This window comes from Streptomyces sp. NRRL S-455 (genome assembly GCF_000717875.1).
Classification (GTDB): domain Bacteria; phylum Actinomycetota; class Actinomycetes; order Streptomycetales; family Streptomycetaceae; genus Streptomyces.
In genome coordinates, this window is the sequence record NZ_JOCT01000027.1 from 137530 (window position 1) to 155687 (window position 18158).

An 18158-nucleotide genomic window follows, 5' to 3' on the forward strand; every position below is an offset into this window, starting at 1 on the left:
CCTCAGGAGATATGGGCGATTTCCAGGGCAAGTGGGGAACGCAGTGACGAACGGGACGCACGCCAGTCGGCCAGCAGCCGGGCGCCGAAGCGCTCCTCCACGAACTCGGTGGCGTCGATGCCGAAGGCGACGTCCGGTGCGAGGTGCGGCTCCCGCTCCAGCAGGCCGCCGATGACGTCGTGGCGCACGACCTGTTCGTGGACCGCGTCGGCCTCGACATGCTCGTCGTAGAAGTGCTCGGCGGCGGGCCCGGCGCCGGTGCGGCGCATCGCCTCGGCCAGCCGCCGTGACCCCGGCGACGAGGTGATCTCCACCGTCGCGAAATGCCCGACCAGGGCACCCCTGAGGGCTCGGTGCAGACCGAAGAGGGACATGAGGTTCACGGTGACCAGGGCCTCGGCGGACGCCGCGTCGAGGTAGCGGCCGTACGTGGTGTCCAGACCGAGGTCCGTCATCAGGTCGGCGAACAGACGGGCGTGCACGCGGTCGGCGCGGCCACCGCCCCACTCGTCGAACTCCACCGCCGCCATCGCCGCCTTCGCCCGGCCCGACAGCCGGGGCAGCACCCAGGCGTGCGGGTCCGCCTCCTTGAGGTGGTACAGCGACCGCTGGGCCGCGTACTCACGCAGATGCCACAGCTCGCCCTCGTCGCGCAGGAAGTGGCTGACGCCCGTGCCGTCCACGGGTTCCACCAGGAGTTCCGCCAGCGCCTCGTCCACGCTGTCGTGGGCCCGGGCGTCGCCGCGCAGCGCGGAGAGGAAGCGGTGTTCCAGCGCCGCCCGGGTGCGCAGCAGGTCGGGATCCCACTCGCGATCGGGGGACACGCCCGCGAAACCGCGGTAGTGCAGCTCGTAGCACAGGTACAGGGCGAGCTGGAGGTCCTCCCCGTACACGTCGGCCCGGGCCACGTCCTCGAGGCTGGGCAGCCGGCCCGCGCCCCGCAGATACGCCTCGACGCCGCTGCTCAGCGGCCCGCGCGGGGTCGGGAGGGCCGGTTCTTCGAGTGCTGGTTCTTCACGGTCGTGCTCCATGCGCGCCGGGTACCCGGCCGGAGCCCGCGGTCACCCTCCGGCCCGGCACCGGCACTCCGGACGGCGGCGGCCCGCCCGGCGTCGTCCTGGCCGTCACCGGCAAGGCCCGGGCCCCGCAGCAGCGGCCGAGCGGCCGCCGCCGCGGGAGCCCGGGCCGCCCCGGTCTCCGTCAGCCCCTCTTCGGCTCCCCCTCGGACTCCTCCTGGGCGCGCGTGTTCGGGGTGATGGCCTCACCGGCCTCGCCCCGGTGGCGGCGCTGCTCAGCGGTGTCCCGCGTGCGGTTCTCGGCGTCCTCGATCTCGCGCAGCACCTCCCCGAGCGCCGTCTCGGGCTGCTTGTCCCGCTGGCCGGAGTGTGCGCGTTCGTTGTCCTGGGACACGGGTTTCTCCTTTCCGCTTCGTACTTTCGTTCGGATCCGCCGCAATCAGCCGGAGGCGGTGGCCGCGATGCGCAGCGGCACCGGGTCAGGAGGGGCCGCCTCCTCGCTGTGGCGGGTGACCTCCGCCCACCAGGACGGGCCGTCCTCGATGTGCCGCAGCAGCACGCCCTCGCGGATCGCCCAAGGGCAGACCGTGACGGCACTGATGCCGGTCAGCTTCATCGCCGTGTGCCCGATCACGGCCCCCGCCAGGCTCTGCGCGGCCCGCGGCGCGGATATGCCGGGCAGGCGCGCGCGTTCGGCGGCGGGCAGCGCGCCCAGCCGGGTGATCGCCCGGCGCAGCTCCGCGCGGTGCAACTGCCGGTCCACGAACGGGCCGTGACGTCCGGGAGCCGCGCCGCACAGCCGGCCCAGCTGCTGGAAGGTGCGGGAGGTGGCGACCGCGGTGCGCGGACCCTCCCAGCGGATCCGTGCCGCGACGTCCCGCAGCTGATGCCGGACCTTGCGGCGCAGCGCCCGCACCCGCTCCGGCGAGGGCGGGTCCTCGTCCTGGAAGAACTCGTGGGTGAGCCGTCCCGCACCGAGCGGCAGGGACGCCACGAAGTCGGGCAACCGGCCCCGCCCGAAGGCGACTTCCAGTGAGCCGCCCCCGATGTCGAGCAGGGCGAGCGGCCCCGACCGCCAGCCCATCCAGCGCCGGGCGCCGAGGAACGTCAGCTCCGCCTCGACCTCGCCCGGCAGGGTGCACAGGTCCACGCCCGTACGGGCCCGGACGGTGTGCAGCACTTCCTGCCGGTTGGGTGCGTTGCGCACCACGGCGGTCGCGAACGCCAGCGGCCCGGCCGCACCCCACCGGGAGGCGGTCCTGCTCGCCTCCGCGACCGCGTGCACCAGTTGCTTCACGGCCTGCTCCGGGATGGGTCCCCCCGGTGTGACCTGCTCGGACAGCCTGAGTCGCCACTTGGCGGTGTGCACCGGGAGAGGTACTCCACCGTCCGCGTCCGCGACCACCAGTCTGACCGTCTTCGATCCCACGTCCACCACGCTGATTCGCATCCCCGGTGAGTACCCGAATACGCGGCGGACCAACGGGACGGCTCGCTCAGGTCATCTGTCGCCGCACCAGCTCGTGCAGCCGGCCGTTCGTGTCGGCGAGCAGCTGGGCGGGCGGTCCCTGCTGGACGACCTTGCCCTCCTCCATCACCACGACCCGGTCGGCGTCCAGCACCGTCGACAACCGGTGGGCGATGACGACCCGGCTGGCGTTGAGGGCCTTGGTGCTCTCGATGACCGTGCGCTGCGTCTCGTTGTCGAGGGCGCTGGTCGCCTCGTCGAAGAAGAGGATGCGCGGCCGGCGGATCAGCGCCTGGGCGATCATCAGGCGCTGGCGCTGGCCGCCGGAGACGGCGCCGCTGCCCGAGACGATGGTGTGCAGGCCCATCGGCATCCGCTTGATGTCCTCGGCGAGCCCGGCCATCTCGGCCGCGGCCATCGCCTCCTCCGGCGTGTACGGCTCGGTGCCGCAGATGACGTCCAGGATCGAGCCGGTGAACGGCTGCGCGTGCTGCAGCACCACACCGCACTGGCGGCGCACCGCCGACTGGTCGAGGGCGGCCAGGTCCTGGCCGTCGTAGAGGACGCTGCCCGACAGCGGACGGTCGAAGCCGATCAGCAGCCGCAGCAGGGTCGACTTGCCGCAGCCGCTCGGGCCGACGACCGCCACGAACTCGCCCGGCCGCACCTCGAACGACACGTCGTCCAGGACCAGGGGGCCGTCGTCCGAGTAGCGGAAGGACAGCCGCCGTGCCTCGAGCGCCCCGGACAGCGGACCCGGCCGGGTGCTCGCGGTGCGCACCTCGGGTGTCGCGTCCAGCACCGGCTTGATCTCCTCGAACAGCGGCAGCGCCGCCACCGCCGAGACGAACGAGCCGGTCAGCTGCGTGACGGAGGTCAGCACCATCGTCACCGAGGTGTTGAAGGTGAGGAACGCGGCCGCCGACATCGAGCCCCGGGCCGGACCGGCCAGCAGCATGAACATCAGCAGGGTGCACAGCGGCAGGTACACCGCGCCCAGCACCGCCGTGAGGTTCTTGATGCGGCCGACCTTCTGCTGGAGCTCCCGGCTGCGCGCGAACTCCGAGGCCCAAGCGGCGTACGCGTAGTTCTCGGCGGCGGCCACCCGCAGCTTGGGCAGGCCGCGCAGCGTCTGGAACGCCTGGTTGTTCAGCTTGTTGGAGAGCACCACCAGCCGCCGCTGCCAGCGCACCTGCCACAGACCGAGCCCCAGGAACACGGCCGCGATGACGACGAGCATGCCGATCGCGGCCATCGCCATCGGCACGCTGAACCACAGCAGCAGCCCGAGGTTCATCGCCCCGACCGTCACCGACTGGGCGACCGTCGGCCCCACCCCCGCCAGCAGCCTGCGGATCGAGCTGATGCCCATCGCCGCGCTGGCCAGTTCGCCGGTGGAGCGTTCGGTGAAGAAGCTCGTCGGGAGTCTGAGCAGCCGGTCCCACACGGCCGGCTGGAGCGTGGCCTCGATCCGGCCCTCCAGCCGCAGGATGGTCATGTTCTGCAACAGCATGAAGGCCGCCGCCACCACACTGCTGAGCATCACCGCCAGGCACACCTGCACGATCAGATCGGTCTGCGCCTTCGGCACGAACTCGCCGAGCACCTTGCCGGTCGCGATGGGCACCAGCGCACCGATCGCCACCGTCACCAGACCGCTGATCAGCAGGCCCGCCAGGTCACCGCGCATGCCCTGCAGGCAGAACCGCAGCAACCTCAGCGGGCTCAGACTCCGCTCGGGCAGCGGCCGGTAGAACATCACCGCACGCGGTTCGAACTCGTCGGCGTTTGCCTTCTCGACCGGGGTCTCCCGGCCCGTCGACGGATGGACCGCCACGTATCCGCCGCGCCGCCACAGCAACGCCACCGGCGCGCCCGACAGGGCCCGGTGGCCGACCAGCGGCCCGGCGTTGTCCCGCCACCAGCGCCCCTCGAGCCGTACGGCACGAGTACGGACGCGCGAGGCCAGGGCGACCTGTTCGACCGGGTCGAGCCGGTCGCCGCCGGTGCCCTTCTGGGCGGGCTCGGCCAGAGTGATCCCGGCCGCCCGCGCGACCAGCTTGCACGCCGCGTACGTGGCGTCGGCGTCGGCCGCGGTCGTGCGCTTGGACGACCGCTTGCCGATGGAGGCCAGCAGCGTCCGGTCGGCCTGGGTACGCACCGCCTCACCGGCTTTGATGCCCTCGGCCGTCCGTGCCTCGTGGGTGCGCTCCAGCTGCTCGATCCAGCGGTCCAGGGTGGTCAGCAGCCGGTACTGCTGGTCGACCATGCTCTGCCACAGCGCCGGGTCCATCAGCAGATCGGCCGCCGCCTCCGCGCCGTACAGCGAGCCGTACTGCACGCTGCCGGGCGGCACCTGCATCCAGAACACGTCGTCGTCGGTGGGCGCCGCGGCCCGGTCGGTCGCCATCGGCGCCTGGAAGAGGATGGAGAGGCTGCGGCCCACTCCGAGGGCGAGCGCGTACTCCAGCGGGCTCGTCGTCGGCGGCACGTACTGCGGGTTGCCGTACTCGTCGTACGACCACGTCGCCGTGTCGGCGGGCTGGTACAGCTCGCGCAGCCCGATGCGGTGCACCACGCAGTCCCGCAGCGGGCGGGCGACCAGAGTGTGCTGGGGTCCCGCGACCGGGCCCAGCACCAGTGAGCCCGCCTCCAGGCGGCCGAGGTGGTGCCAGTGGCCCTGCTGGCCGGCGTCGACCGCGAACAGGTCGACGGCGCCCGCCGCGACCAGCCACAGCACCTGCGGGCCCTCCAGGTCCAGGCGGTTGAACCCGGCGCAGTCGATACGCGAGCCCATCTGCCCGAACGCGGTGAGGACGAGGTCGCCCTCATGTCCCTGAACGGTCGTCATCTCACCGCTCCCTGACCAGCGTCGCGTACGCGCCGCCGCGCGCCACCAGCTCCTCGTGCCGTCCCCGCTCCACGACCGTGCCGTGCTGGAGGACGACGATCTCGTCGCTGTCGCGGACGGTGCTGAGCCGGTGGGCGATCACCACACAGGCGCAGCCGCGTTTGCGCAGGTTGTCCATCACGACCAGTTCGGTCTCCGCGTCCAGGGCGCTCGTCACCTCGTCGAGCACCAGGATGCTCGGTCGGCGCACCAGCGCCCGGGCGATCTCCAGGCGCTGGCGCTGCCCGCCGGAGAAGTTGCGGCCGTCCTGCTCCACCTTGCTGTGGATGCCGCCCGGGCGGCGCATGATCACGTCGTACAGCGCGGCGTCGCGCAGCGCGTCCTCCACCGCTTCGTCGGGGATCGACGGGTCCCACAGCGCCACGTTGTCGCGGACCGTGCCCTCGAAGAGGAACACCTCCTGGTCGACGAAGGAGACCGAAGCGGCCAGAGCCCCGCGCGGGATGTCCTCGATGCGCTGTCCGTCGATGCGGATGACGCCCTCCCAGGGCGCGTACAGGCCGGAGATCAGCCTCGACACCGTGGACTTGCCGCTGCCCGAGCCGCCGACCAGCGCGACCTGCTGTCCAGGACCGACGGTCAGGTCGAACCCGGTGAGCAGGGGCTTGTCCAGCGGGCTGTAGCCGAACGTGATGTTCTCCAGCTCGACATGGCCCTGGAGCCGGCGCGTCGACTCGCCGGAGCCGGGGCGGCCGTAGAGCGGGTCGGCCTTGAAGTTCTCCACGTCCTTCAGCCGGGCGACGTCCGCCGCGAAGTCCTGGATGCGCCCCGCGACACCGTTCAGCCGGGTCAGCGGGGCGGTGAACCGGGTGACCAGGGCCTGGAAGGCGACGAGCAGGCCGACCGAGATGTGGCCCTCGACCGCCCGCATGCCGCCGATCCACAGGATCAGCGCGCTGTTGAGGGTGGCGAGCGTCGGCGCGACGACGCCGAGATAGGCGCTCGGCACCCCGAGTCGCTGCTGTTCCTCCAGAGTGGTGGCGTGCTGCCCGGCCCACTTGCGGAAGTAGCCGTCCTCGCCGCCGGTCGCCTTCATCGTCTCGATCAGCTGCAGACCGGTGTAGGCGGTGTTGGTGAGCCGTGCCGTGTCGGCGCGCAGCTTGGCGGTGCGCGTGGCCCGGAGCCGTACGACGACCCGCATGGCGACGATGTTCAGCAGCGCCACGCCGATGCCGACGAACGTCAGCTGCGGATCGTAGGTGTAGAGGAGCACCGCGTACAGCACGACCACGACCGCGTCGACTCCCGCCGCCGCGAGGTCGCGGGAGAGGGTCTCGGCGACCGCGTCGTTGGACTGGAGCCGCTGGACCAGGTCGGCCGGGCTGCGCTGCGAGAAGAACGTCACCGGCAGCCGCAGCAGATGCCGCAGGAAGCGGGCGCTGGACAGCGTCGACGAGATGATGCGGCCGCGCAGCAGGTTGGCCTGCTGAAGCCAGGTCAGCACGACCGTGAGCAGCACGCACGCCGCCATCGACGCGAACAGCACGCCGAGCAGCGAGGTCTGATGACCGATCAGGAACTCGTCGATGTACGTACGGCTGAGCGCGGGCACGGCCGCGCCGACCGCCACCAGCAGCAGGCTCGCGAGCACCGCGGCGGGCATCGTGCCCGCGGTGCCGCGCAGCCGGGCCGGCATCGCACCCAGGACACCGGGCTTGCGGCCGCCCCGGGTGAAGTCCTCGCCGGGCTCCATGACCAGCACGACACCGGTGAAGCTGCCGTCGAAGTCCTCCATGGGGACGAAACGGCGGCCCTTGCCGGGGTCGTTGATGTAGACGCCGCGGCGGCCGAAGCGGCGGCCCATGCCGTCGTAGACGACGTAGTGGTTGAACTCCCAGAACAGGACGGCCGGCGACTTCACCTCGGCGAGCGCGGCCAGGTCCATCTGCATGCCCTTGGCCGTCAGGCCGTAGGAGCGGGCCGCCTTGAGGAGGTTGCTGGCACGCGAGCCGTCCCGGGAGACGCCGCAGGCGATGCGCAGCTCCTCCAGCGGGACGTGCTTGCCGTAGTGGCCGAGCACCATCGCGAGGGACGCGGCGCCGCACTCCACGGCCTCCATCTGGAGCACGGTGGGCGTGCGCACCGCCTTGGCCCTGCCCTTGGGCACCTTGCGCTTCGGCGGGGCGGCACGCCGCCTGCCCCGGGTCTCCTGTGCGGTCGCGCTCATGGCAGCAGCCAGTCGACGGGCCGCTGGTCGGCCAGCCGGATCGAACCCGAGGCCATCGTCATCGAGGTCAGCTTGTACGGCGGCCCGTCCGCGGACGACCACGCGTAGCCGCTCTTCGTCGCGGACGACTTGTCCAGCCGGACCGTCACGGCCACCGGCCTGCCCTTCTTGGTGAACTGCTCGCCGAGTTGGCTGTCCCCGAGGAACGCGGCGATCTGCTGCGGAGACTGGGCCGAGCGGTCCACCGACTTCACATGGCCGCGCAGTACGCCGTACTCCTGGGTCGGCACCGACTGCACCGTCAGGTCGACGGCGGCGTCGTCGGGGATGGAGGCGGCGTTCTCGGCGGGGACGTAGACCGTCGCGTACAACGGGTCCTTGGTGTGGGCGACCTTCTCGACGGCGGCGACGTTCGCGCCGGTCTGGATGATCTGCCCGACGGTCGCGGCGAGCCCGGAGACCCGGCCCGCGTCGAGCGTACGGACGACCGTTTCGCCCTTGGCGGTACGGACCTTGAGCACGGGGGAGCCGGCGGGCAACTGCTCGCCCTGCTTGGCGAGTACCGCGGTGACCTGACCCGCGACCGGGCTCTGGAGGAGGTAGCTGCCCTGCCCGTGCGTGAGGATGGCGGGTGCGCTGACGGTGGAGGCCACCGAGCCGGTCACCGCCCACACCGACGCGGCCGCCATCGCGACCACCGTCACCGAGAGGACGAGCCAGCCTTGCGGGCGGGCGAAACGTACCGGGAGATCGAGTTCCTCCGGTGACTGGAGCTTGGCGAGGGCCTGTTGGCGGAACTGCAAGGGAACTTCCCTCACCCGTAGAAGAGGTTCTGAAGGCCGTGGCAGGAAGGGTCACGGCACCCGAAGAACCCGGAACCGCCGGCTGCGGTTCCGGGCCTCAACGGCACAAGGCTCGATCAGAGACCGGAGACCAGGCCGGCGACCGGGGCCGTGTTCAGGCCGGTGACGCCCTCGACGGTGCCGACGGCGGTGTCGACCACGCCGGAGACCGGGGCGATGCCGTTGACCGTGTCGGTGAGGGTGTTCACGGCGTTCACGGACAGGCCGCCGGAGACGGCGTCGAGCTCGGCGTCGGCGATCTCGACGGTCTCAACCTGGGGGGTGGAGTTCATGATGGAACTTCCCTTCGTATGGATATCTCATAAGGGGGGAGCGGCCCCCTCTGGGGGACAGATGACGGCCGCGACCGCGAGCGCCGGACTTCCGTTTCCGAATGCCCGGCGTGGCTCCCGCGGTGCGATGGATCAAAGCACGCTGCGGGCGACGGCTTCCAATCAACCAGGCGTCTCACCAGGCAACTTGCGAATTAGCGGCACCGAAGCGTGCAGGTGTGTGCACGCTACAGTGGCGAGTTCTTCACATGCGCCACGGCATCGGCTCATTCGATCCCTTGTCCCTCGGGGCGGCGAATCCGGCACTCCCGCCCCAAAGGCGTGACCGACGCGAGTGGCGTGTGGATAACTCCCGGTCCGGTGACCGGGTTGCGTTTTCGGTGTGGAGATTCGCTGGAGGCGGGATTCAACTCGACGATCGCGACAGATCGTTCCCGCACGGACACGGACTGTCCCGGTCCGGGGGTGTTGGGTTCGGGCGGGCCGCTGAAAGGCCGTCATCCGGCCACGGGCCGCCACCGGTCGTCGAGCGGCCGCCCTCCGGGCCCAACCGTTGTGACCAGCGCAGTCGCAGACCGTGCGGTCGGTGTGCAGGCAGCGGGAGTTGGCTGATCCGGCGATGCGAACGGATCACTTGCAATCGGAATTGAACGCCCCACGCGGCCCGTGCGTACCAACAGCCATCCAGGCGCCCCCCAGCAGCTGCCGGACGGCGGCACGTACTCCGTCCCCCAGGAGGAGAGAAGTTTGAGTCACAAGCGAATTCCGAAGCGCAAGGCCGCGATAGCGGCGGGCAGCGTGGTGGCGCTCGGCGCGGCCGCGATCCTGCTCCCCAACGCCAACGCGTCGCAGGACGGTTCGTCCGGCGACGCGGCGGCAGCGCCGAAGACCCTGAAGGCGGGCGACGCCTCGGATCTCGCCTCGCAGCTCTCCGGGCTCCTCGGTGAGGCGTTCGGCGGCTCCTACTACGACAGCGACAGCCAGCAGCTCGTCGTCAACGTCGTACCGGGCGACAACAACAATGTGATCGTGCAGGCGAAGGCGGCCGGCGCGAAGGTGCGCGAGGTCGAGAACAGCTGGTCGGAGCTCCAGGACGGGGCGTCGACGCTGAAGTCCGAGGCGACCATCGCGGGCACCTCGTGGTCCATCGACCCGCGCACCAACAAGCTCCTGGTGACCGCCGACAGCACCGTGACCGGTGCCAAGTGGGACAGACTGGAGAGCACCGTGCAGAGCCTCGGCTCCGGCATGGCCACCATCAAGAAGTCGGCGGGCACCTTCAAGCCGTTCGTCTCGGGCGGTGACGCCATCTTCGCGGGCGGCTCGCGCTGCTCCCTCGGCTTCAACGTCACGGCGGGCGACGGTTCGCCCGCGTTCCTGACGGCCGGTCACTGCACCCTCGGCGGCAACGAGTGGTCGGACACCCAGGGCGGTCAGCCGATCGCCACCGTCGACCAGTCCACCTTCCCGGGCGACGGTGACTTCGCGCTCGTGAAGTACGACGACCCGGCGACCGAGGCGCCCAGCGAGGTCAACACCGGCAACCAGACCGTCCAGATCACCGAGGCTGCGGAGGCGACCGTCGGCCAGGAGGTCTTCCGGATGGGCAGCACCACCGGACTCTCCGACGGTCAGGTGCTCGGCCTCGACGCCACGGTGAACTACCCCGAGGGCACCGTCACGGGCCTCATCCAGACCAACGTCTGTGCCGAGCCCGGCGACAGCGGTGGCTCCCTGTTCACCCAGGACGGTCTCGCGATCGGACTGACCTCGGGCGGCAGCGGTGACTGCACCGTCGGCGGCGAGACGTTCTTCCAGCCGGTCACCACGGCCCTGGAGGCGGTCGGCGCGACCCTCGGCGCCGGTGGCGGCGCGGGCGCCGGTGGCGGTGCCGGTGCCGGTGAAGAGGCCGGCGCTGGTGAGCAGGCCGGTGCCGGTGAAGAGGCCGGCGCTGGTGAGCAGGCCGGTGGCGAAGAGGCCGGTGCCGGCCAGGAAGCCGGTGCGGGCGAGCAGGCCGGTGAGGAAGCGGGCGCCGGAGCCGGTCAGGGCCAGGGCCAGGGCCAGGGTCAGGGCCAGGGCCAGGGTCAGGGCGTCGAGGACAACTCCGGCCTGACTGAGTCCCGCTGACCCCCGCACGTCGGCAGCCGGTCCGATGACGCCGGCCCGGTTCCGCCCCCTTCCTGGCGGGACCGGGCCGGCACACCGGCGTTAGAGGGCCCTGAGCAGCAACAAGGCGATGTCGTCGAGCCGTTCCTCCCCGTCCCTGTGGTGCCGCTCCTGGTGGACGAGGCTGTCGGCCAGCTCGTCCAGCGGCCGGTCACCGGCATCCGTCAGCCGCCGGCCCAGGTCCGCGAGGGCCTCCTCGAAGTCCGTGCCGGGGGATTCGACCAGACCGTCCGTGTAGAGGACGAGGAGCGAGCCGGGCGTGAGGGCGACCTCCGTCGTCGGGTACACCGCCGAGGCGGTGACGCCCAGCAGCGGTCCGCCGGCCAGGTCGAGGACGCGCACCCGTCCGTCCGGCCGTCTCAGCAGCGGCGGCGGATGACCGGCCCGCGACATCACGGCCCGGCCGTGTGCCGGGTCGAGGCGCAGATACAGGCAGCTTGCGAACAGGTCGGCTTCCAGGTCGAGCAGCAGCCGGTTGGTGCTGCGCATGACCTCCTCGGGTGCCTGACCCACCGCCGTGTACGCGCGCACCGCGGTGCGGACCTGTCCCATCAGCCCGGCCGCCGTGACGTTGTGACCCTGCACGTCCCCGATCACCGCCGCCGCCTTGCCCTGGGTGCCCACCAGGTCGTAGAAGTCGCCGCCGATGTCCATGCCCTGCGTGGCCGGCACATAGCGGGCGGCCGCCTCGATGCCGGGCAGCGACGGCAGGGAGTGCGGCAGCAGCGCCTCCTGCAGACCGTGCGCGAGCCGGTGCTTGGCGTCGTAGAGCAGTGCCCGCTCCAGCGCCTGGGCGATCAGCCCGGCCATACTGGTCATCACCACCCGCTCCTCCGTGGGGAAGTGGTGCGGTTCGGCGTAGGAGAGCACGCACGTCCCCACCGGCCGGCCCTGGGCGATCAGCGGCAGGTAGGCCCAGGCGGCGAACCCGTCGGGCGTCGCGAGCCGCGCGGGATAGAGACGCTCGAGCTCTTGCTGCGACTCGAAGAACGCGGGCACGCCCGTGCGCAGCACCTGCGTGCCGGGGGTGGACTCGGACAGCGGCATCCCGTCGAACCGTTCCACCACGTGCGCGTCCCGGTACCCGCGATGCCCGAGCACCCGCAGCCGGTTCGCCTGCGACCCCAGGACGACCAGGGCCTGGCTGCCCACGGCCGGAGCGATCTCGTCGGCGACCAGCTGCACCACGTCCTGCACCCCCACCGCCTCGGTGAGCGCGCCGGCCAGGTCCAGGACCTGCGACATCGTGACCAGCCGGGACGGCTTCCCGTCGGGCGGCGGTGCGGCCGACCGGTTCATCTCCGACACGGCCCGGGACCTGGTGATCCGGACGCTGAGGCCCGTCGTGCTCGGATACAGCCGGAACGACAGCCACTCGCCGGGCGGGCGCAGCGCCACGAACGAGGCGGTGTGCTGGCTCAGGAGCGCGGCCCGGTAACGGTCCTCGTACACCGGGTCGTTGAGCCACGGTACCGACGCCCAGAGCTGGGTGCCGAGCAGCCGGCTGACGGGGACGTTCAGCAGCTCGGCCGCCGCCGCGTTGACGAAGCCGATCCGCCCGTGCAGATCCAGCGAGACCAGCCCGTACGGCAGCCGGCTCACCATCCGGGCCGCCTCGACCGTGCCCAGGGTGCCGGCCATCCCGCCCACCAGGGGCGCGGCGAGCAGATCGGTTTCGGGGTGCGGCGAGACACTGTGCTCGGCGGCCCGCTCCAGCCGCACCGCGAGCCGGCCGCAGGCCGCGATCAGATGCTCGCGTTCCCGGTCCGACAGCTCCGGCGGATGTGCGCCGGGCCACGTCACGAAGACCGCGCCGTACACGGTGGACTCGGTGGCGATCGGCACCGCGGCCAGTGCGAAGGGGTAGGGCAGCACCACCGCGATCCGCGGATAGCGGCGGGCCATCTCCTCCTCGCCACCGACCCACACCAGCCGCCGCTCACGCGCCGCTTCGGAGACCGGGAGCGGCGCACTCAGCCCCACCCGCTCCCAGGGCGCCGCGAACGCCCGGGGCAGCCCCGCCATCACCGCCATCTCCAGCACCGGCTGGTCCGGCGACAGCAGGTACACCGCGCCCGAGTGGGCGTGCACCTCGTCCATCATCGAGGCCAGCGCGAGGGACAGCACGGGGCGGCCGACCGGCGTCCTGGCGGCTGCCGGCGCCTGCGCGGACGACTGCCCGTCGGACACGCCGACCACCTCCTCGCACGGCCGCGCGACCTGGCCCAGGAACAAATCTCCCCCCTCGCGGCCCGTCGCGCACGGCGAGCGCCACCGGAGACGGCTGCCGGTTACCGACGGTCACACTGTGCGGCCTCGTCGAAGGCGCCGACATACCCCCGACCCCGCCACTCATGCCGCCGAAGTAGAAGCGCGGGAAGGCGTATGGGCGCCATGCGTGCGCCCCCGCGCACCGCGATGGCCGGTTCTTCACGCCCACGCAGGGTCACGATCAAGAACAATGGGGAACGCGCTCAAGAGGACAACAGAACGTACGGCGAGCCGAGGGGGTGGCAGTGATCCGGGTGCTTCTGGTGCACGACGAGTGTCTCGTGCGGTCGGTGCTGGCGGAGTGGCTGCGGGGGGAGTCCGATCTGGCGGTGCACGACACATCGTGGAGCGGAGCGCCGGGCATGGTGCGTTCTGTACGGCCGGACGTCTGCGCGGCGGACCTGGAGTGCGCTGACTCGTACGGCATCCCTCCGCTGGGCGAGCTGTGCCGCCCCGGCCCGGACCGGGTACCTCCGCGATTACTGGTGCTCGCCACCGCGAACCGGCCCGGTCTGCTGAAGCGGGCGGCGGAGGCGGGGGCGCTCGGCTACGTCGACAAGGAGGGTTCGCCGGAGAACCTGCTGGCCGGGATACGAGCGGTCGCCGAGGGGAAACGTTTCGTCAACGACTCTCTGGGCTTCGGGTTCCTCAAGGCGGCCGAGATGCCGCTGACCCGCAGAGAACTGAGCGTGTTATCCCTCGCGGCCGAGGGAGCCTCCATCGCGGAGATCGCCGGGAGCCTGCATCTGTCCCACGGGACCGTGCGCAACTACATGGCCGCCATCACCCGCAAGACCGGGGCCCGCAACCGTGTCGACGCGATCCGCATCTCGCAGGGCCAGGGCTGGCTCTGACCGGCGTCGGCACGACGCGGGCGTCCAGTTCCCGACGAGGTCCCGGTACAGCGCCGAGGAACGCATCAGCTCCTGGTGGCCGCCGTACGCGGTGCTGGGGCCGTCCATGACCAGAACACGGCCGGCGCGGCGGGCGGAGCTGATGCGGTGGGCGACGACCACGAGGGTCCCGCCCGGCCGCGCGGCGAAGGCCCGCTCCGCGCGCTCCTCCGTCTCGGGGTCCAGGTGACAGGTCGCCTCGTCGAGCAGGGCGAGCGGGGCGTTCGACAGGTAGGCCCGGGTCAGCGCGACCAGCTGCCGCTCGCCGGCCGACAGTGCTGCCGGATCGACCCGCGCGCCGAGGCCGCCGAGCCGGTCGGCCAGCGGCGCGAGGCCGACCGTCTCGGCCGCGGCCAGCATCTCGTCCTCGGGGACCGGGTCCGGGCGCAGGTACGCGAGGTTCTCCGCCAGGGTCCCGCCGAAGACATAAGCCTCCTGTGGGATGAGCACGCGTGCGGCGACGGCCTCCGGCCCGGGCACGGCGTGTCCGCCCACCGTGATCGTGCCCCGGTCGGGCGCGAGCAGCCCGGCGACGAGGGCGGTGAGCGTGGACTTGCCGGCGCCGCTCGGGCCCACGACGGCCAGGTGCGAGCCCTGCGGGAGGCTGAGGCCGAGGTCCTGGACGACGGGGGTGCTGGCGGGACCGTAGGCGAAGGTGACGGAGGTGAGGGTGAGGGCGGGGGGCGTGCCGACGGCGGGCTCACCGCCCGGAGCTTCGGGGCGTGGTGGGGCGTTGCGAGGCCGGTCCAGGGCGGCCGACGGGCAGAGGCCGCCGTCCGGGTGGGTGGTGCCGGTGCGGTTCGTGTCGGTGGCGGTGGGGGAGAGCGGCCGGTTCGGGTGGGTGGTGTCGGTGCGGTTCGTGTCGGTGGCGGTGGGGGAGAGCGGCCTGTCCGGGTGGGTGGTGTCGGTGTGGGTGGTGTCGGCGTCGGCGGGGGTGAGCGGCCGGTTCGGGTGGGTGGTGTCGGTGTGGGTGGTGTCGGCGTCGGCGGGGGTGAGTGGCCTGTCCGGGCGGGTGGTGTCGGTGTGCGGCGTGTCGGCGTCGGCCGGGGAGAGCGGCCCGTCCGGGTGGGTGCTGTCGGCGTCGGCCAGGGTGAGCGCGTCGTCCCGGCGGAGCGTGTCCCCGTGGTTAGCGTCGGCCGCCGGGAGGGAGGCGGGCGCGCCCGGGCGGGCGGCATCTCCGGCGCCCGGGGCGGCGGCCGTCGGCGCCAGCCTGCGCAGGACCACCGTCAGGCGGGAGCCGCTGGTGCCCAGGCCGTGGATCAGGTTGCGCAGGGCCGGCAGGAGGGACTGGGTGACGTAGGCGAGGGCACCGACCAGGGCGCCCGTGGTGACGCCGCCGTGGGTCAGCAGCCAGGGGGCGGTGGCCAGCAGCAGCACGATCGGCACCTGCCCGCCGAGCGCAAGGGACGTCACCCGCAGCACGCCCCAGTGGGCCAGGGCGCGTGCCGCACGCAACTCCGCCTCGACCCGTTCGCCGGTGCCGGCGGCGATGTGCGCCTCGGCGCCGGTCGCCGCGATGTCCCGCAGGCCCGGGCAGACGGCACCGAGCTGCCCGGCGAGGGCCTCGTCCGCGACGAGGAACGTCTCCTGCCGACGGGCGAGCGGCCGCAGCGTCGCCGCGAACAGCACCACCCCGGCGGCCAGGGGCGGCCCCACGACCAGCAGCAGCGGCGGGGCGAGCGTGAACAGCCCGGCGAGCGCGCCCGCGGCGGTGAACACGAAGGAGCGGGACACCATGACCAGGCCCGCGAAGGTGTCCCGCGCGATCTCCACCTGCTGGGTGAGCCCCGACAGGGAACCCGCGTCACCGGTACGCACCCCGCGGGAGACCACCCGCTCCACGAGCCGGTCCCGGAACGGTTCGACCAGTGCGGCGACGGCGGCGTACACCCGCGCGGTCCCGTAGGAGCCGATCAGGACACCGAGCCCCGTCACCGCCAGCCAGGCCAGTCCGGCATCCGCCCGCCCCCGCAGGAACCCGTCGTCCAGCGCGCGGGCGGGCCCGTACCCGAGGAGGAACGTCTGCCCGGTCTCGAGCACGGACCAGGCGGTGAGCCGCAGCAGGACCCGACGGCGCTCCAGCAGGAAGCGCAGGCCCCGGGCGGGAATACCGGTGGCCCTCATGCCGGCACACTCCTCTCGGCACCGGTTCCGGCGGAGTCCGTCCCCTCCCCGAACACCGCCCGGTACTCCGCGAACCGCCACAGCTCCGCGTGCCGCCCCACCGCCCGCACCCGCCCTCCGTCCAGCCAGGCCACCGCGTCGGCGCGGGCGGCCGCGGCGCTGCGGTGGGCGACCAGCAGCCGGGTGCGGTCCGGGCCGTCGCCGAGGAGGGCGTCGGTGATGTGGCGTTCTGTCACGGTGTCCAGGCTGGAGAGGGCGTCGTCGAGGATGAGCAGACGGCCGCCGTGCGCGAACGCCCGGGCAAGACCGAGCCGTTGGGACTCGCCGCCGGAGCGCGGGGCATCGGCGACGGCCGTGTCGTATCCGTCGGGGAGCCGGCGGACGAAGTCGTCCGCGAGGGCCCTGCGCGCCGCCTGGCGGATCCGGTCGGGGGAGGGGGCCGGCAGTCCGAGGCCGATCGCCTGCCCGACCGTGGCGCCCAGCAGAGCCGGGCGGGCGAAGGCGTAGCCGACGGCACGGCGCAGGTCGTCGTGCGGCAGCTCGCGCAGCGGCACCCCGTCGAGGAGCACCTCGCCCGCGTCGGGGTCGGACAGCCGCCCGGCGAGCGCGGCCAGCAGCGACTTGCCCGCGCCCGACCGGCCGACCACGGCCAGGGTGGTGCCGCCCGGTACGACGAGGTCCACTCCGTCGAGCACGGTGCGTCCGCCACGCCGCGCGGTCACACCGCGCAGTTCCAGCCGTCCGGGGCCGTCGGGCAGGCGGCGTGCGCCGAACGTGGTGGCGGGCTCGGCCTCGACCTCGCCGAGGCGGCGGGCCGCCGCCCGCGCCCGGGCCAGGCCGGCGAGGCGCCCGACCAGCACGCCGACGCCCGTCGCGAGCATCGCGTACCGCGAGGCCGCGAGCACGTCGCCCACCGACAGGCGGTCCCGGGTGAGCAGCACCCCGGCCACGGCGACGACCCCGAGCTGCAGCAGCGGTGCCACGGCGACCGCCTGTGCCGCGGCCCGCCCCTGTACCCGCCACATGCGGTGGCCGGCCTCGGACAGTCCGGGCAGGGGCCGCAGCACCCGGGCCGTCTCCCGGGCCTCCGTACCCGCCGCCCGGACGGTACGGACCCCCTCGACGGCCTCCGCCAGCGCCGCCGCGATCCGGCCCTGGGCCTGCTGGTAGCGCGTGGCGCTCTCCGTCGTGCCACGAGCGACGGCCCGCAGCAGAAGAGCCAGTACGGGGGCGCCGGCGACGAAGACGGCCGCGAGGCGCCAGTCGATCAGTCCGAGGGCGATCACACCGCCGACGGGGCCGGCGAGGGCGGCGAGCAGCGCCGCGCGGGCAGCGGGAGTGGTTCCCGCCTCGGCGGCGTTGCCGACCAGGCGTGCGACGAGGTCTCCGGAGCCGAAACGGTCCGCGGCCCGGGGGCCGACGCCCAGGACGTGCCCGGTCAGCCGGCGGCGCAGCCACGCGGTGCTTCGGGCGTCGACGGTGCCGGTGAGCACGGTCTGGGCCGCGTCCAGCACGGCGAGCAGCAGCACGAGACCGGCGCAGTACAGCACCCAGCGGGTCGCGGGGGCGTGCGCCAGCAGCAGGTCGAGGGCCCGGCCCAGCGCGGCAGGCAGCAGCAGTCCGGCAACGGTCGCGGTGATGCTCACCAGACACAGCGCCACACAGCGGGCCCCGCTGTGCCGGGTGGCCGCACGCAGCAGCGTGCGCGCGTGTCCGGCCGCCGGGTCGTCGTCGGCACGCGTCGTCATACGGGCCTTTCGTGAGACGGGACGGGCCCCGGGCGGCCCCTCCCCGAAGGGAGGGAACCGCCCGGAACCCTGCCGCAGACGCGGTCAGAGACAGAGCATGACGCTCGCCGCGCTGATGCAGGAGAGCAGGCTCACCGTGCTGGCGCCGCCGCCGCCCTCGGTCCGCTCCTCGGTCTCGATCGTCTGCAGGTCGAGAAGTGCCATGGTGTGTCCTTCCGTTGGTTGTCCGTCCGTGGTCATCCGTGGGGACGGGGTTGTG

Annotated in this window: 12 protein-coding genes and 1 pseudogene; 2 read left to right on the forward strand and 11 right to left on the reverse strand. The window is 72.8% G+C overall.

Features of this window, described 5'->3' with window-relative positions; genetic code table 11:
* Nucleotides 1-2 precede the first annotated feature (2 nt).
* The 7 genes from IE97_RS0130860 to IE97_RS0130890 form a co-directional block, all read right to left on the reverse strand.
* Nucleotides 3-1031 carry an iron-containing redox enzyme family protein gene (locus tag IE97_RS0130860; protein ID WP_030247705.1) on the reverse strand — a complete coding sequence of 343 codons (1029 nt, stop codon included), beginning with the start codon at nucleotides 1029-1031 and terminating at the stop codon, nucleotides 3-5.
* Nucleotides 1032-1200: 169 nt separating this feature from the next.
* Entirely contained in the window at nucleotides 1201-1410 is a 210-nt protein-coding gene (locus IE97_RS0130865; RefSeq protein ID WP_030247708.1) for a hypothetical protein, read from the reverse strand.
* A gap of 45 nt (nucleotides 1411-1455) precedes the next feature.
* On the reverse strand, nucleotides 1456-2466 hold the full coding sequence (locus tag IE97_RS0130870) for a hypothetical protein (protein ID WP_030247710.1): 1011 nt from the start codon (nucleotides 2464-2466) through the stop codon (nucleotides 1456-1458).
* A gap of 46 nt (nucleotides 2467-2512) precedes the next feature.
* Nucleotides 2513-5335 carry an NHLP bacteriocin export ABC transporter permease/ATPase subunit gene (locus tag IE97_RS0130875; protein ID WP_030247711.1) on the reverse strand — a complete coding sequence of 941 codons (2823 nt, stop codon included), beginning with the start codon at nucleotides 5333-5335 and terminating at the stop codon, nucleotides 2513-2515.
* Between the two features lies 1 nt (nucleotide 5336).
* Complete coding sequence (locus IE97_RS0130880) at nucleotides 5337-7562, reverse strand: NHLP family bacteriocin export ABC transporter peptidase/permease/ATPase subunit (RefSeq protein WP_030247714.1); 2226 nt, start codon at nucleotides 7560-7562, stop codon at nucleotides 5337-5339.
* Nucleotides 7559-8365, reverse strand: coding sequence for an HlyD family efflux transporter periplasmic adaptor subunit (locus tag IE97_RS0130885; protein ID WP_030247716.1), 807 nt, complete (start codon nucleotides 8363-8365; stop codon nucleotides 7559-7561). Before IE97_RS0130885 ends, IE97_RS0130880 begins: the two co-directional genes overlap by 4 nt.
* Before the next feature lie 116 nt (nucleotides 8366-8481).
* Nucleotides 8482-8697 (reverse strand): hypothetical protein, encoded by a 216-nt coding sequence (locus IE97_RS0130890; RefSeq protein ID WP_030247718.1) that lies wholly within the window; start codon nucleotides 8695-8697, stop codon nucleotides 8482-8484.
* Between the two features lie 747 nt (nucleotides 8698-9444).
* Between IE97_RS0130890 and IE97_RS0130895 the strand changes: the two genes are divergently transcribed.
* Nucleotides 9445-10824, forward strand: coding sequence for a S1 family peptidase (locus tag IE97_RS0130895; protein ID WP_030247721.1), 1380 nt, complete (start codon nucleotides 9445-9447; stop codon nucleotides 10822-10824).
* Between the two features lie 81 nt (nucleotides 10825-10905).
* Here IE97_RS0130895 and IE97_RS0130900 read toward each other — a convergent pair whose 3' ends face one another.
* A complete protein-coding gene (locus tag IE97_RS0130900) occupies nucleotides 10906-13062 on the reverse strand; it encodes a SpoIIE family protein phosphatase (RefSeq protein WP_030247723.1) in 2157 nt (718 codons plus the stop codon).
* A gap of 317 nt (nucleotides 13063-13379) precedes the next feature.
* Here IE97_RS0130900 and IE97_RS40910 point away from each other — a divergent pair, with 317 nt between their 5' ends.
* Entirely contained in the window at nucleotides 13380-13988 is a 609-nt protein-coding gene (locus tag IE97_RS40910) for a response regulator transcription factor (RefSeq protein WP_030247725.1), read from the forward strand.
* Between the two features lie 243 nt (nucleotides 13989-14231).
* On the opposite strand, the pseudogene IE97_RS0130910 reads toward IE97_RS40910, so the two are convergent.
* The 3 genes and pseudogenes from IE97_RS0130910 to IE97_RS0130920 form a co-directional block, all read right to left on the reverse strand.
* Nucleotides 14232-16151 (reverse strand): annotated as a pseudogene (locus tag IE97_RS0130910) (ATP-binding cassette domain-containing protein); the annotation flags it as partial.
* Complete coding sequence (locus tag IE97_RS0130915) at nucleotides 16148-17899, reverse strand: ABC transporter ATP-binding protein (protein WP_030247729.1); 1752 nt, start codon at nucleotides 17897-17899, stop codon at nucleotides 16148-16150. The pseudogene IE97_RS0130910 and the gene IE97_RS0130915, both read right to left, overlap by 4 nt.
* A gap of 84 nt (nucleotides 17900-17983) precedes the next feature.
* Entirely contained in the window at nucleotides 17984-18103 is a 120-nt protein-coding gene (locus tag IE97_RS0130920; RefSeq protein WP_030247731.1) for a SapB/AmfS family lanthipeptide, read from the reverse strand.
* Nucleotides 18104-18158 lie beyond the last annotated feature (55 nt).

Coding starts and splice junctions, on each gene's coding strand:
- IE97_RS0130875 (WP_030247711.1), bottom strand. CDS start 5,335: ATGACGACCGTTCAGGGACATGAGGGCGACCTCGTCCTCACCGCGTTC.
- IE97_RS0130880 (WP_030247714.1), bottom strand. CDS start 7,562: ATGAGCGCGACCGCACAGGAGACCCGGGGCAGGCGGCGTGCCGCCCCG.
- IE97_RS0130890 (WP_030247718.1), bottom strand. CDS start 8,697: ATGAACTCCACCCCCCAGGTTGAGACCGTCGAGATCGCCGACGCCGAG.
- IE97_RS0130915 (WP_030247729.1), bottom strand. CDS start 17,899: ATGACGACGCGTGCCGACGACGACCCGGCGGCCGGACACGCGCGCACG.
- IE97_RS0130860 (WP_030247705.1), bottom strand. CDS start 1,031: ATGGAGCACGACCGTGAAGAACCAGCACTCGAAGAACCGGCCCTCCCG.
- IE97_RS0130920 (WP_030247731.1), bottom strand. CDS start 18,103: ATGGCACTTCTCGACCTGCAGACGATCGAGACCGAGGAGCGGACCGAG.
- IE97_RS0130870 (WP_030247710.1), bottom strand. CDS start 2,466: ATGCGAATCAGCGTGGTGGACGTGGGATCGAAGACGGTCAGACTGGTG.